The organism is Mycolicibacterium sp. 624, from assembly GCF_040548615.1.
Taxonomy (GTDB): domain Bacteria; phylum Actinomycetota; class Actinomycetes; order Mycobacteriales; family Mycobacteriaceae; genus Mycobacterium.
The window spans coordinates 848426-862035 of the sequence record NZ_JBEPRZ010000001.1 but is presented as its reverse complement, the minus strand read 5'-3'; the positions used below and the strand labels follow the sequence as shown (position 1 = coordinate 862035).

Here is a 13610-nt window from a genome sequence, read left to right as displayed (position 1 = left end):
GTGGCAGTCGATAAGGCCGGGAAGAAGCGTTCGGTCGCCGAGATCGACAACCACGGCACCTGGCGGGGGAGTATCGACTACGGATTCGATCTTGCCGCCGCTCACGACGACAACTGCATTCTCCAAATAGCCGTCGCGTTCTGGATCGAGGACACGCTGTGCCTTTATCGCATATTGGGTGTTGGTTCCTACTGTGTTCATTCCTTACCTTCCTTTTGATGGGTCCGGGTGTGTGTCGGCGTGCGCCGGGGCGCGCCGTGTACGAGATGACACGAAACGCTGTGGGTGTGACCATCTACGAGATCGAGTGACGGAGCCTGAACGCGACAGTCATCGACTGCGACGGGGCAACGCGGCTCGAACGCGCAGCCAGACGGGGGTTGGATCGGACTCGGGGGGTCACCGACGAGCGTTGGGGTCGGCAGACCGCGGCCGGCGGCGTCCAAGGTTGGGACTGAACCAAGCAGCGCCTGTGTGTACGGGTGCTGCGGCGCCGTCAAGACTGTGTCGACATGACCTACTTCGACGATCTTGCCGAGGTACATCACCGCGATCCGGTCACTGATCTGACGAACGACATCGAGATCGTGGGCGACGAAGATACAGGTCAAATGGAGTTCGTCACGCACGTCCGCGAGGAGGTTCAGTATCTGGGCTTGGACGAGGACGTCCAATGCGGACACCGGTTCGTCGCAGACGAGTACAGACGGGTTGACGGCGAGGGCGCGCGCAATGCCGATTCTCTGTAGCTGGCCGCCCGAAAACTCGTGCGGATAGCGGCTCGAGACCTTGGCCGAAAGCCCAACCAGGTCAAGCATCTCCGACACTCGGCGGCGGATCGACTGCTTGTCGCCGAGTTTATGGACGACCAACGGTTCCCCGATGATCGCGCCGACGGTCATTCGGGGATTGAGCGACGTGTAGGGGTCCTGCAGGACGATCTGGACCGTCTTCGTCAGCTCCCGCCGCGTTCGTCGATCGGCCTGGCCGACTTCTGTACTGCCGACGTGGATCTCACCCGATGTGGGCCGGTCAAGGCCGACGATCATTCGGCTCAACGTCGATTTGCCGCAGCCGGATTCCCCGACCAGACCAAGGGTCTCGCCGCGCGCTACTTCGAGATCGACACCGTCGACCGCGCGGAGCAGCTGGTTGCGACCCAGTCCGCGCGCGACCTTGTAGTGCCGTTGGACACCCCGCAACGTCAGCATCGGCTCTGCTGCCGGCTTGGGAAGGGTTTCACTTGACATGGCAGGCACACGCTCCCTCCGAGGCTCGAGGCGTCAATCGGGGATCGGTCGTGGAGCAGATCTCGATGACATCGCTGCAACGGAACCTGAACGGGCACCCCCTGAGTTCAGCGGTGAGTTCGGGTGGGCCTCCCGGCAGGACATCGAGATGCCCTGCGCGTCGGCTCCTGCTGGGAATCGCACGTAGCAAGGCAGAGGTGTACGGGTGTTGTGGGTGAGCGAGCAGAGACGGGGTCGGTCCCGTCTCGACGATGCGCCCCGCGTACATGACGGCCACCCGGTCAGCGATCGCAGCCGCCGCTTTGAGGTCGTGGGTGATCAGGATCAGGCCCATGCCGAGTTGCTCTTGGAGCGACTTCAGCAGGTGCAGAATCTGCAGTTGCACCGTCGCGTCGAGGGCGGTCGTGGGCTCGTCGGCGATCAGGATCCGGGGAGACTGCGCGAGGGCAATCGCAATGGCGACCCGTTGGCGCATGCCGCCGGAGAACTGGTGCGGATAGCTTCGGTATCGGGCTTCGGCGTCGGGGATGCGGACCCGTCGCATGAGTTCCAATGCGCGTTCTTTGGCTTGTGTGCGCGAGAGTCCCTCCCGAATGCGAAGTGCCTCGCCGATCTGTGCACCGACACGGTGCACAGGGTTCAATGCCGACAGGGAATCCTGGAAGACGAGACCGATCCGAGCGCCTCGCACTGCCTGCATTTGACGTGGTGTCAGGCTGCGAAGGTCAAGGCCGTCTGATTCGATGCGGCCCTCGACGGTGCAGGTGTTGGGCAGAAGCCCCATGATCGCCTGGGCAGTGAGGCTCTTTCCTGAACCGGACTCACCCAGGAGAGCAAGCCCCTCGCCGGCGTTGACCTCGAGATCGACCCCGCGCAATAGGGGAGTGCCGTCGCGAAGCGACACCCGCAGATCTTCGAGGCGCAGCGCTGGGCGTTGCGATTCCGTGCCCTCTTCGGAGGAAACGACGGGCGTACTCGTCGACTTGGGGTTCATTTCGCATCCTTGGGATCGAGCGCGTCGCGCATCGAGTCGCCGATCAGGATGAAGGCGAAGACGGCGGCGGTGAGGAATCCGGCTGGTGCGAGAAGGGGAAGGGGCGCGTCGAGGAAGCGGCTCTGGGCGTCGTAGATGAGCTGGCCCCACGAAATGGTGGGCGGTTGAAGCCCGACACCGAGCATCGAGACGATCGACTCGTAGGTGATGAAGAGTCCGAGGTTCGTGGTCACGACAACGAACCAGGGCGCCAGGCTGTTTCGCAGGACGTGTTGAAGCAGGATCCTGGGGTGGGTTCCGCCCGTGGCGCGTGCGGCCAGCACGAAGTCTCGATGTCGGACCTCGAGCACGGCCCCACGCATGATCCGCGCGACCGGGGGCCAACCACTGAGGGTCAGGGCGATCACCACTGCGCCGAGACCGCCACTTCCGACCAGAGTCAGGAGCACGCTCGCGCTCAGGAGCAGCGGGATCGAGAGAGCGATCTCGGTCATCTTGGTCAGGACCGTGTCGATCCACCCGCCCGCGTACCCGGCGATGGCTCCGATGGCGCCGCCGAGAAGGCCGGTGAAAAGAGCGACGAGGAGACCGACGGCGAGGCTTGCCCTCGTGCCGTAGATCGATTGCGTCAGAACGTCGCAACCTTGCAGGTCCGTACCGAGCAGATGCTGTGGGCTTGGGGAGAGCAGAGATTGGCTCAGGGAGCAGTCACCGCTGCTGTATGGAGCGAACAGTCCTGGCATGAGAGCCAGGGCAATCATCAGCAGAAGGAGAAATGCTCCGACCTGTGCCTGTCGAGACCGGCGTAGCTGGGTCCAGGACCGCTGCCGGTGTCCGCCGGCCGGTCCTTCGACCGGGCGAGTAGGGAGGTCGAGGTTATGCATGGCGAATCCTCGGGTCTAGGAGGAGGTAAATGGCGTCGATTACCAGGTTGATCAGCGCGTAGACCAAGATGATCGCGGTCACGATGCCTACCACTGCCGGTTTGTCGCCGAGGTAGATCGCGCGTGCGAGAGCCTGTCCAAGGCCGGGGATGTTGAAGATGAGTTCGGTGATGACGGCCCCGCCGAACAGCGCTCCGAACTCGATGCCCGCAAACGTCACTACCGGGATGAGGCTGTTCCGCAGTGCGTGATGGCGAACGACACGCCAGCGCCCCAGCCCCTTCGCCGTCGCGAGGCGGACGTAGTCCTCGTCCAGTTGCTCGATGAGCTGTGATCGCGTGAGTCGTGTGATGTAGGCCGTAGACGCCACGGCGAGAACGAATCCGGGCATGAGAAGGCTCTTCCAGCCGGCTTCTAGACCAGCTACAGGAAGCCACTGGAGCTTTACGCCGACGACAAGCTGGAGAACGAATGCGATCACGAAGAACGGAATGGACAATCCGGCGAGTGTGGCCGCGCGAACAATGTGGTCGATGGTGCGGTGGCGGTTCAGACTTGCGAGCATGCCGGCACCGATCCCCAGGACGCAGGCAATAAGCACCGCGACGGCGGCGAGTTGCGCACTGACACTGAGGCGTTCGGCCAGCATGGGCGCGATCGGCTGCCCGGTGACGGTCTGGCCGAAGTCTCCGTGCAGAAGTCCCTGCACGTAGTACAGGTACTGACGCCACAGCGGCTCGTTGAGGTGGTACCGGGCTTCTATGGCAGCAACAAATGCCGGATCAGCGGCTCGTTCCCCGGCGAGGGCTGCGGCCGGATTGGTCGGTAGCGCGAAGGCCAGGGCGAAGATCACTAATGTGCCGCCGAACACCACGCCGAGCGTTTGAAGGACGCGACCGAGGATGTATTTGACCATGGTTCAGTTGAGCGCGATGTCTTCGACATGGATCCTGCGGAAGGCGTCCATATGCACGTCGCTGACGTGCTGGGACGTTCCGACCGGGATCCTTTGCGTCCACAACGGGACGTAGGGCATGTCATCGAGCACAATCTGCTCTGCTTGGAGGTAGAGGTCGCGCGCTTGATCTGCAGATGCGGAGCCTCTGGCCTCCGCCAATTTCTTTTCGAATGACGGGTTTTGGTAGCCGGAGAAGTTCTCGGGTGAGGTGGCGCCGAAGATCGGATCGAGGTAGTTCCCGATGCTGGGGTAGTAGAAGGTCCAGGCAGTTCTGAACGCTGAGTCGACCGATCCGTTGCCCAGCTTTTCGAGCACCACCGCCAGGGTTGGATACGGCTTTGGCGTGACCTGAATACCGAGAGTGTCCGACAGTTGCCTGGCTACGGCTTCAACCCAAGGCTTGTTGTCGGGGCTGTCGGTGCTGTACGCGATGGAGAATCCGTCACGGATGCGGTCGCCTGCCGCTTGGTTGAAGAGCCGTTTCGCAGCCTCGGGATCATGGGTACATGCCTGGCCGCATGCGTCTGTTGCGGCCCCCGGCACGAGGCTGGGTACGTAGCCGGTCGCAGGTTCACGAGTGCCCGCGAATACGACGTTGCTGACTGCCTGCCGGTCAATTGCCATCGAGATGGCGCGACGGACGTCGGCGGACCCGAATTGCGGTGAAGCCAGCGGGAAGCCGAGGTATTCCAACCGCCCGCTGTTGAACTCTTCATAGTTCTCACCGAGGATGCGCCGGGCTTCCTCAACCTTTGACGCGGGTATGCCCGGCACAATGTCGACGCCGCCGGAGACCAAGTCGTTGTAGGCGGTGTCGAAGCTCTGGTAAATCCGGTACGTCAGAGACTTGGCCTTGGCCGGACTGCCGGCGTACTCGTCGAACCGGATCAGTTGGATCTCTTGATCATGGACCCATTCCCCGTTCATTTTGAACGGCCCGTTGCCTATCGGCGACCGCTCGAATGCATTCGGATCCTTGAACGCCGCTGTTGGCAGCGGCGAGAAGGCGGGATAGCCGAGCATGATCTCGAACTGTGAGTCGGGCGTCTTCAGATCGATCCGGAACGAATGGTCGTCAATGACCTGAAGTCCGCTCATCGCGGGCGCTTGGCCTGAGGACACTTCGTCGTAACCCTGAATGTTGTCGAACACGTATGAGTTGAGTTGCGCCGCGTCGCGGTTGGCGTTGAAATTCCATGCATCGACGAACGAGGAAGCTGTCACCGGCTCGCCATTGTGGAACGTCCAGCCGGGCGCGATGTTCACGTCCCAGTGCTGGCTGTCAGCGCTGTTTATCTCGGAGGCGACCCCGAGCCTCGTTTCGTTGGTTCCCGGGTCGAAGGTCACCAGTGGCGTGAACAGCGACGTCACAACCTGCGAGCCGTAGACCTCCGAGTAGTTTGCTGGCATCAGCGAGGAGGGCTCCAGAATCGCGACCGACACTTCGCCGCTTGACGCCTCCCCGGAACCTCCACCTCCACATGCAGCCGCTGCACTGATCCCGATCACCGCGATCACTAGCCCTACGAGTCGTCGCATGGCCCTCCTTCCCGATACTGTGTTCTGAATACAGTGTGCTACGTTTTGGCTCGTGTCAAGGCTTTCTGGGGGATTCGATGAACTCACCGGTGAGCGGGCTTCGATGAGCGGGGGCTTATGACTCAGGTTCAGCTGGACCGGCAGAAAGGGCTCCGATGAAACGCCGCACGCTCCTGAAAGGCGCCGGGATAGGCATGGCGGGCGTATCCACGTCGGTCGTGGCCGGCTGCGGAAGCGAGTCCGGGCCGCTGCGTGTCCGCAGCATGTCGGGCTTCCACGTTGGTGGACGATCGCTCTCGGTCCACGGTGAAGCGCCCCGGCCGATGTTCGCCGCATCGGGAGTGCCGGCGACGACCGCCGATCCGAACGGCGACTTCGAGATCGGGCAGCTATACGCGCACGAAGTGAGACTCGACGATCCGCACAGCCAGTACCCGGTCGTGTTCTGGCCCGGCGGCGGACTATCCGGGGTTTGCTACGAAGGCACGCCCGACGGGCGCCCGGGCTGGCAGGAGCTGTTCCTGCGCGATGGGTACGACACGGTCGTCTGCGACCCGGTCGGTAGCGGCCGAGCGCCGTCGGCCCGATATCCCGAGGTCTATCCGAGCGAGCCGTTCTTCCGTACCAAAGCGGAGATCTGGGACATCTTCCGGATCGGGCCGGGCAGCGGGTACGCCGTCGACCCCGGTCAGCGTACGCCGTATCCGGGAGCGCGCTTCCCGGTCGATGCGTTCGATCACGCGATGCAGCAGGTGATTCCGCGGTACAAGCTGTCGGACGACCTCCGGTTGCCGGCCTATGGCGCGCTGTTCGAGCGGCTCGGTCACGGTATTCTGCTCTCGCACAGTGCATCCGGGCCCGACGCCTTCACTACCATCGTGGGGAACCCCGATCGCGTGGTAGCGCACATCGCGGTCGAACCCAGCGGTTCGGAGGTTCCGGCCGGCACTGATCTGCGCGTGATCAAGCACATTCCGCACCTCGTCATCTGGGGGGACCGGATCGATGACGAACCGGTCGCAGGGTGGCGCGACCTGTGGAACTCGACACGTGAGTTCACCGACCGGCTTCAGGCCGCCGGCGGCAACGTCACCTGGATCGACCTCCCCGCCCGCGGCATCACCGGGAACACGCACATGACGATGTGGGACGACAACTCGGACCAGATCGCCGGAATCATCCTGCAATGGTTGAAGGACGCGGTCTAGCGGTCCATCTCAGTACACTCGCCTCTTCGGCCATCAGAGTCCGAAAACCCGTCAGCGCCGTGACATCTAGTGCGGTGGCGCCGCTTTCAGTGGGTGTGACCTGTCTCGTCGCTCCAGCCACCGAGCATCCGCTGCAGACCCGACATCGCGTCGACGACGTCACGGTCGCTGGCGGCGAACGAGAGCCGAATATGACCGGGCGCGCCGAAGGCTTCGCCTGGGATCACGGCGATTCCGAGTTCGTCGAGAAGATAGGTGGCGAACTCGATGCTGTCGGTGAACTGACGCCCGTTGACTCCTCTGCTCAGAACCTCAGAGACATCCGGGAAGCAGTAGAACGCGCCGGCCGGCTCAGCAGTGTGGACGCCCGGCAGCCCGTCGAGCACCTGCAGCATGAGATCGCGGCGGCGAGTGAAGGCCGCTACGGCCGCCGGCACGTGCTCAAGCCCGCCCCGCAGGGCGGCGAGCGCCGCGGTTTGGGCGATGTTGCTGACATTGGATGTCAAATGCGACTGCACTTTTGCCGCCGCGGCGGCGATTGGTCCGGGACCGTGCAACCAGCCCACTCGCCAACCGGTCATTCCATAAGTCTTCGACACTGCGTGCACTGTTACGGTGGCCGCGGCCATCTCGGGACTGACCTCGCGGATGCTCGCAAACGTACGGCCGTCGAAGATCAGGTGTTCATATACCTCGTCGCTGAGTACGGTAATACCCCGCCGAAGCGCCCATTCGGCGATCACCTCCAGTTCGGTGCTGGAGTACACCGCCCCAGTTGGATTCGACGGCGAGCCGATCACGACTATGCGGCTGCGGTCTGTCCAGGCCTCTTCCAAAGACTCGACCAGTACCTTTCCCTCCGGATTCGTCGCAACGAAAACCGGTTCTGCCCCGACCAACCGTGCGGCCTCTGGGTAGGTCGTCCAGTACGGGGTGGGTATCAGGACCTCCTCCCCGGGATTGAGAAGCACTGCCATGGCGACGTAGACAGCCTGCTTGGCGCCGCTGGTCACCACGATCTCGTCCGGACTGGCCTCACCTGCCATGGCGCTCGCCATGGCAGCTCTCAGCTCAGGTAGGCCGGCCGATCCAGAGTAACGATGAGTTGCTCGCGCCGAACATGATTCGGCAGCTGCTGCGAGTACGTGATCGGGTGGGGTGAAGTCCGGTTCGCCTGCGGCGAGCGACAACACGTGTCTTCCCATTGCGCGTAGCTGTGCGGACCTGGCGGCGACCACCATTGTGGCCGAGGGCGATACGGAATTGACTGTGCGGCTGACGGTGAGCATCGTTGCACTCCTCAGGAGTCGGTGAAGGTCGGGTGAGCGGAGTTGGCGCTATCCAGAACTGCTAAGAAGGCTCGGTTGTCTGCAGGGGTGCCGATCGAGACGCGCAGCCATCCTGCCGGGCCGACATCGCGGACCGCGATCTTGGCGGCCCTGAAGTCCTCGAGGAGGCCTTCAGCACATGCCATACCGGTGAATAGCAGGAAGTTGGCATCGCTGTTGGTCGTAGGGAACCCTCGGGCGTCGAGTTCTGTACGTAGCCAGTCACGTTCGTCGAGGATGGCTGGAATCTGTTCGAGTAGTCGTGGGGCGTTGGCGAGAGCCACTTCTGCAGTCGTTGCCGCGAGGCTGCTGATCGGGTACGGCAACGCCATCATCCGTAGGTCACGTATCCGAGCCTCCGCTGCGACGATGTACCCGATGCGCACGCCGGCCAGTGCCAGGGCCTTGGAGAGGGTCCGGGCCACGACCAAGTTCTGATGTTCATGGACGTGCGGCACGACTGACCGGGTACGCGCGAACTCGTGATACGCCTCATCGATTACGACGATCGAATCTCGTGACGCATCGACGAGCGCCTCGAGGGTGTCGTGCGGCAGCGCCATTCCGGTGGGATTGTTCGGATTCGAGACCATGATGATGTGGGGGCGCACCCGCGCGATGACGGATCGGGCGTGCGAGGCGCTCAACGTGAAGTCATTCGAGCGCGTGCCGTCATGCCACTGGCTTCCCGTGATGGCTGCCAACTGCCGGTGCATGCTGAAGTCGGGGGTGAAACCCAGGACGCGGCGGCCGGGACCGCCGTAGGCGAGGAGCAGTTGCAGTAGCACCTCGTTGGAGCCGTTGCCGGCCCAGATCTGGGCGGGTTGTATGTCGTGGCCAACGTAGCGGGCCAACGAATCCCGTAGATCCGTGACCGTCGTATCGGGGTACCGATGCGCGTGTTCGAGAGTTTTTTTCAGTTGGGTGAGCATGCTCGCCACAACGTCGGCGGGTGGCGGGTACGGGCTCTCGTTGTTGTTGAGGCGGTGCATTACTCCGTTGAGGGGGGCCGCTGCGGTGTAGGGCGTCAAGCCCGCCAGGTCGTCCCGAACTGAAATCTGCCGCTGCGATGTCCCGACGGTTGTCACTCAGCGCCGCCGGTGATGCGCTCGATGAGTCGTTCCATCCCCGTCAGCCAGTTGCGGTCCAACTCACGGCAAGCGTCCTCGATGTCACCTGCCGCTATCGCGTCCGCGATCCGCGCGTGCTGTGCGGCCGACTCCCCGAGGGCGGAGGGGTCACTGAGGTACGCGTGCTCGTAGCGGTGCACTACCAACTTCTGGTCGCAGATCAGACGTTTCAGGCGTTCGTTAGGGCACGCGCTCATCAGCAGGTCGTGCCACTCGTCGTCGGCCGCCTGTGCCACGACAGGGTCCGATGATCGCTGAATATCGCGAGCGTGGTCACGTAGGCGCGATGCGGTGGCGGCTAGCTGCGCGGCATCGGAGGTCCGCAGCGCGAACTGCTCCAGCTCGGAGATGATGGGGTAGGTCTCGCGCACCTCGGTATCGGTAAGCGGCGATAACCAGAATCCTCGACTCGGGCGCGCTTCGATCAGGCCGTCATTGGCGAGGGCAGACAGTGCCTCGCGTAGCGGTGTGCGGCTTACGCCGAGCTCTGCCGCTAGGTGCACTTCATTGATCCGGGTGCCAACCGGGTAATCGCCGCGAATCAACTTGCCCAGAACTGCGGCCTGGACGTCGTCGCGGAGCAGATGCCTCTGTACGACCATTGCAATCCCTCCTCGGGTGTGTACTGTACCCCAAAAGTAGACTGAATACAGTACGCAGTGGAGGGTTTTGTGGTCGAAGTAACGCCAATAACGCGGACGGCATCCGTCACGCCTGAGCTAACGCTGACAGCTTCGCCAGGGGACTACTGGCCGGAGTGCCGTCGATGGCACAAGACGATGACCGGATACGCGCCCACCGAATTGGTTCACGTCCCCACGATTGCGGAATCGATGGGGGTCAAGAATGTCTGGGTAAAGAACGAGCAGGCGCGCTTTGACCTTCCGTCGTTCAAGATCCTCGGGGCCTCGTGGGCCGTGAATGCGACGCTCAGTGCGCTCTGTGGGAAGCCCCCGGCCGGTAGCTTCGCGCATCTCCGGAGACGGGTGAGCCGACGCGAATTCACGCTGACGTGCGCCACCGATGGGAACCATGGTCGTGCTGTCGCGCGGATTGCACAAGATCTTGGTCTCGGCGCCGTCGTGTATGTGCCCAGCACGATCTCCCGGCCACGAATCGAGGCGATTCGCTCCGAAGGCGCCCATGTCGTCGTGGCCTACGCGTCATACGACGAGACTGTGCAGTTCGTAGCCGACCAGGCTCAGAGGAACCCGCACTACGTGCTGATCTCGGATACGTCGTGGCCGGGCTACGAGGACGTCCCTGCGGCGGTGATCGCCGGCTACGCGACGATCATGAGCGAGATTCAACAGCAGCTCGATGCGCAAGGCGTCCAACACGATGAGTCATTGGCGGTCTTCGCACCGGCCGGCGTGGGGGCTCTTGCTGCGGCAGTTGCCCGCCATTTCCGGCCTAGACCCCATACGGTTCTGGCAACAGTGGAACCGCGCGGGGCCGACTGCATCGCGAGATCACTCCGAGAGGGAAAGCTGGTTGAGGTCCCAGGCCCGCATCACTCGATCATGGCAGGACTCAACTGTGGTGTTCCGTCGTGGCTGGCGTGGAGGGAACTCTCCGGATCGATCGATGCCGCGATAACGGTCGACGATGACGACGCCCGAATCGCTATGCGGGAGCTGGCAGAGGTCGGCATCGAGTCAGGTGAAAGCGGGGCGGCATCGCTCGCGGGAGCGACGGCCTACTTCCGGGATCAACGGGCGGGCGGCGCCGAAGCCGGCGAGCCCTACGACCATGTCCTTATTCTGAACACCGAGGGTGCGGCTGATCCAGACGCTTACGCCGCCACCATCGCGGGCGGCGAGGGCGCGCTCCGAAACGGCTGCGAGACGATCGATGACCGGTGAATCGAACGACGGCTGCTCGACGGAATCGGCCGTTCGGTCGGTAGAGGAAGCCATCATCGTCGGCCGTCACATCCGACTTGGCCACGATCAAGCACGTCCAGAACCGGCCTCGATCCTGGTGCGGGGCGGTCTCATCACCGAAGTCAGTCTGGGGTGTGATCGTGCTCCGTCCAGTTGGCCGACGGCACCAACGATTGACCTCGGTGAGCTCATCGCCGGTCCGTCGTTCATAGACATGCATGTGCACGTCACTGAAACAGCCCAAGGCGATTCAGACGTGATGGTCGGCCCTATCGACGACGCCGATTGTCGTGCGCACGCAAGTCGCGCTCTCGAATCGCTCCTGAGCGTCGGGGTGACCGCAGCTCGCGATTGTGGTGGGCCCTCGCCGCTCATCTTCCAGATCTCTCGGGATGCCCGTTTAGCGTCAGACCGAGCCCGGCTCTACCCGGCAGGTGCACCGTTGACACCACCGGGTGGGCACGCCGCGCGCATGGGCGGTGAAGCATCCGGCGCGTTCGCACTGGAGAAACTCGTGGAGACATTCGCGGCCGCTGGGGCGACTCAGATCAAGGTCATGGCATCCGGTGGCGGCACCACGGGATCGAATCCCTGGGATACGGCGTTTACGACAGCGGAGCTTGAGAGGATCGTCGCGGCTAGTCGAGAAGCCAATCTTCCGGTTACTGCTCACTGTCTGTCCGCCGACTCAATTCTGCAGGCCTTGTCCGCCGGCATTCGTGTAATTGAGCACGCGAAGTTCCGGTCTCCCGGGGACCGGCGGATAGAGGCCGGAATACGTGCCGAGGTCGCACGCGAACTCGTGAACCATGAGGCCGTAGTGGTATCGACACTCAGTGTCGGCCACTACGTGCTCGAGTGCGCCCCCGCGGAGGCCAAGATTCGCGAAGTGTGGACCCGCCGGCAACACAACGACCTCCTCGACACGCGTGATCTCATTGATTCGGGCGTCACAATCGTGGCCGGTACGGACGCAGGCTGGCGATGGACACCATTCGATGCATTGCCCACCGAACTACTTCTCCTCACTCAATGCGGTATGCCCGCGCCCGAAGCGCTACGCGCCGCTAGTCAGACTGCCGCCGCGGCGGCAAGGCTGCCGGGTGTAAGCGGACGACTCACCACCGGGAGCTTCGCCGACCTGGTCGCGTACACGGCCGATCCGCACCGCGACATCACCGTGCTCACCTCAAACGCATGTGTCGTGCGCGGCGTTGCGACGAACGACCCTCAACACAACGGCGGGGATACTCAGCCCCAGCTCAGTACACGCTGATGGCTTCTGCTCGCGCACCATCCGGCCGCGACGATCCCGGTCAATCACGCCGCGCTGTTCAACAACTGCCACCTCGCTGAGCGTTGATCCAGTTTCAGGGCGGAGGAACCAATTCGCCTACCGGCGTGAGGAATTCGGCACCGTGTGTCGATGAGCGTGCTGGCCGCCCGCACCGGAACGTCCAGTGCGGGCAGCCAACGAAGCGCTCAGACGACGTCGGTGATCTGCCCGGCGACGTCCGCGCGCACCTGCTTGCTGCTGCGCTCGCCCTTGACGTTGATGAACATCATCACGTTCGCGTCGAACGGCATGTTTCGCTTGATGCTCAGGCTCTGAACCTCGCCGCCCTCGATCTCGCTTGCCGCAACCGCACCGTTGATGGCCGTCACGATGGCGCTGGTGGCAACCTCATCGATGGGGAAGAGATTCTGCTGTAGCGCTTCGGTGTCATCGTCATAGTCGACGGGGCGGGACGGCCCGACCGTGCCCGCGGTGTAACTCCACTGATTGAGTTCGGTCGGAGCGTTCGGGTCGATGGCCTCGACGGCCAGCACCCCAGGGGCGATGCTCACCTCCACCACCTGCATGGGATTGGCGCCGACCTTCTCCGAGATCGCCGAGTACGCAGCGTCGATACCCTCGGCGGTGAACAGGTTGCCCGACACAGCCTCGGTGATCTTCTCGGTGCCCGACGCCACGACCTCCTCAACCGCGTTCGAGGCCGCGTCCCTGATCTCGGTGACCTCCGAGCAGCCACTCAGTGCGGAAGCCGCGAGAACTGCAGCGGTGAGGGCAACGCCGAAGCGGGTGGGTGTCATTAGGTCCTCTCATGGTTTCCAGTCCCGATGGGTCCGGTGCGGACGCAGGCGCGGGGGACCGCGCTCGGGGCTCACATTGTTAACACAGCGAGCTTTCAGCAAGATGAGGGCCGTACAGGCCGCGAGTCATCCTCGCGATCGGGCATTTGGTGCGAACGCACCCGCCAAACACAAAGGCCGCGAACTCAAGAGAGTCCGCGACCTTTGCGCTGCGGTTGGTGCGACCGCTAGTTGTGGGCGAAGGGGGACTTGAACCCCCACGTCCCGAAGGACACTGGCACCTGAAGCCAGCGCGTCTGCCATTCCGCCACTCGCCCCGACAACGTCCGAAAGGCTATC

The 13610-nt window shown here is 63.3% G+C and carries 13 protein-coding genes and 1 tRNA gene; 4 read left to right on the top strand and 10 right to left on the bottom strand.

Features of this window, described 5'->3' with window-relative positions; genetic code table 11:
* Positions 1–219: a hypothetical protein gene (locus tag ABIA65_RS03875; RefSeq protein WP_354523116.1), complete on the top strand. Its 219-nt coding sequence runs from the start codon at positions 1–3 to the stop codon at positions 217–219.
* Here ABIA65_RS03875 and ABIA65_RS03870 read toward each other — a convergent pair.
* Genes ABIA65_RS03870 through ABIA65_RS03850 form a run of 5 tightly spaced genes read right to left on the bottom strand, consistent with a single transcriptional unit; the run spans position 198 to position 5625 of the window.
* A complete protein-coding gene (locus tag ABIA65_RS03870; RefSeq protein WP_354522679.1) occupies positions 198–1250 on the bottom strand; it encodes an ABC transporter ATP-binding protein in 1053 nt (350 codons plus the stop codon). The genes ABIA65_RS03875 and ABIA65_RS03870 overlap by 22 nt on opposite strands.
* Positions 1240–2244, bottom strand: a complete 1005-nt coding sequence (locus ABIA65_RS03865) for an ABC transporter ATP-binding protein (RefSeq protein WP_354522678.1) — start codon at positions 2242–2244, stop codon at positions 1240–1242. Before ABIA65_RS03865 ends, ABIA65_RS03870 begins: the two co-directional genes overlap by 11 nt.
* Positions 2241–3128, bottom strand: a complete 888-nt coding sequence (locus tag ABIA65_RS03860) for an ABC transporter permease (protein WP_354522677.1) — start codon at positions 3126–3128, stop codon at positions 2241–2243. The genes ABIA65_RS03865 and ABIA65_RS03860 overlap by 4 nt, the downstream gene beginning before the upstream one ends.
* Entirely contained in the window at positions 3121–4044 is a 924-nt protein-coding gene (locus tag ABIA65_RS03855) for an ABC transporter permease (protein WP_354522676.1), read from the bottom strand. Before ABIA65_RS03855 ends, ABIA65_RS03860 begins: the two co-directional genes overlap by 8 nt.
* A gap of 3 nt (positions 4045–4047) precedes the next feature.
* Positions 4048–5625 (bottom strand): peptide ABC transporter substrate-binding protein, encoded by a 1578-nt coding sequence (locus ABIA65_RS03850; RefSeq protein ID WP_354522675.1) that lies wholly within the window; start codon positions 5623–5625, stop codon positions 4048–4050.
* Positions 5626–5819: 194 nt separating this feature from the next.
* On the opposite strand from ABIA65_RS03850, the gene ABIA65_RS03845 reads away from it, so the two are divergent.
* A complete protein-coding gene (locus tag ABIA65_RS03845) occupies positions 5820–6833 on the top strand; it encodes an alpha/beta hydrolase family protein (protein ID WP_354522674.1) in 1014 nt (337 codons plus the stop codon).
* 86 nt (positions 6834–6919) lie between these two features.
* Here the strand turns inward: ABIA65_RS03845 and ABIA65_RS03840 are convergent, their stop codons facing one another.
* The 3 genes from ABIA65_RS03840 to ABIA65_RS03830 form a co-directional block, all read right to left on the bottom strand.
* Positions 6920–8038, bottom strand: coding sequence for a pyridoxal phosphate-dependent aminotransferase (locus tag ABIA65_RS03840; protein ID WP_354523078.1), 1119 nt, complete (start codon positions 8036–8038; stop codon positions 6920–6922).
* Between the two features lie 95 nt (positions 8039–8133).
* On the bottom strand, positions 8134–9249 hold the full coding sequence (gene hisC, locus ABIA65_RS03835) for a histidinol-phosphate transaminase (RefSeq protein ID WP_354522673.1): 1116 nt from the start codon (positions 9247–9249) through the stop codon (positions 8134–8136).
* A complete protein-coding gene (locus tag ABIA65_RS03830; RefSeq protein ID WP_354522672.1) occupies positions 9246–9893 on the bottom strand; it encodes a GntR family transcriptional regulator in 648 nt (215 codons plus the stop codon). Before ABIA65_RS03830 ends, hisC begins: the two co-directional genes overlap by 4 nt.
* 57 nt (positions 9894–9950) lie before the next feature.
* Between ABIA65_RS03830 and ABIA65_RS03825 the strand changes: the two genes are divergently transcribed.
* Together ABIA65_RS03825 and ABIA65_RS03820 are read left to right on the top strand one after the other, a co-directional pair.
* On the top strand, positions 9951–11156 hold the full coding sequence (locus ABIA65_RS03825; protein WP_354522671.1) for a diaminopropionate ammonia-lyase: 1206 nt from the start codon (positions 9951–9953) through the stop codon (positions 11154–11156).
* Positions 11146–12453, top strand: coding sequence for an amidohydrolase family protein (locus ABIA65_RS03820; RefSeq protein ID WP_354522669.1), 1308 nt, complete (start codon positions 11146–11148; stop codon positions 12451–12453). Before ABIA65_RS03825 ends, ABIA65_RS03820 begins: the two co-directional genes overlap by 11 nt.
* Before the next feature lie 206 nt (positions 12454–12659).
* On the opposite strand, the gene ABIA65_RS03815 is transcribed toward ABIA65_RS03820, so the two are convergent.
* Positions 12660–13271: a hypothetical protein gene (locus tag ABIA65_RS03815; protein ID WP_241402239.1), complete on the bottom strand. Its 612-nt coding sequence runs from the start codon at positions 13269–13271 to the stop codon at positions 12660–12662.
* Positions 13272–13505: 234 nt separating this feature from the next.
* Positions 13506–13588, bottom strand: a tRNA-Leu gene (locus ABIA65_RS03810).
* Between the last annotated feature and the right edge of the window lie 22 nt (positions 13589–13610).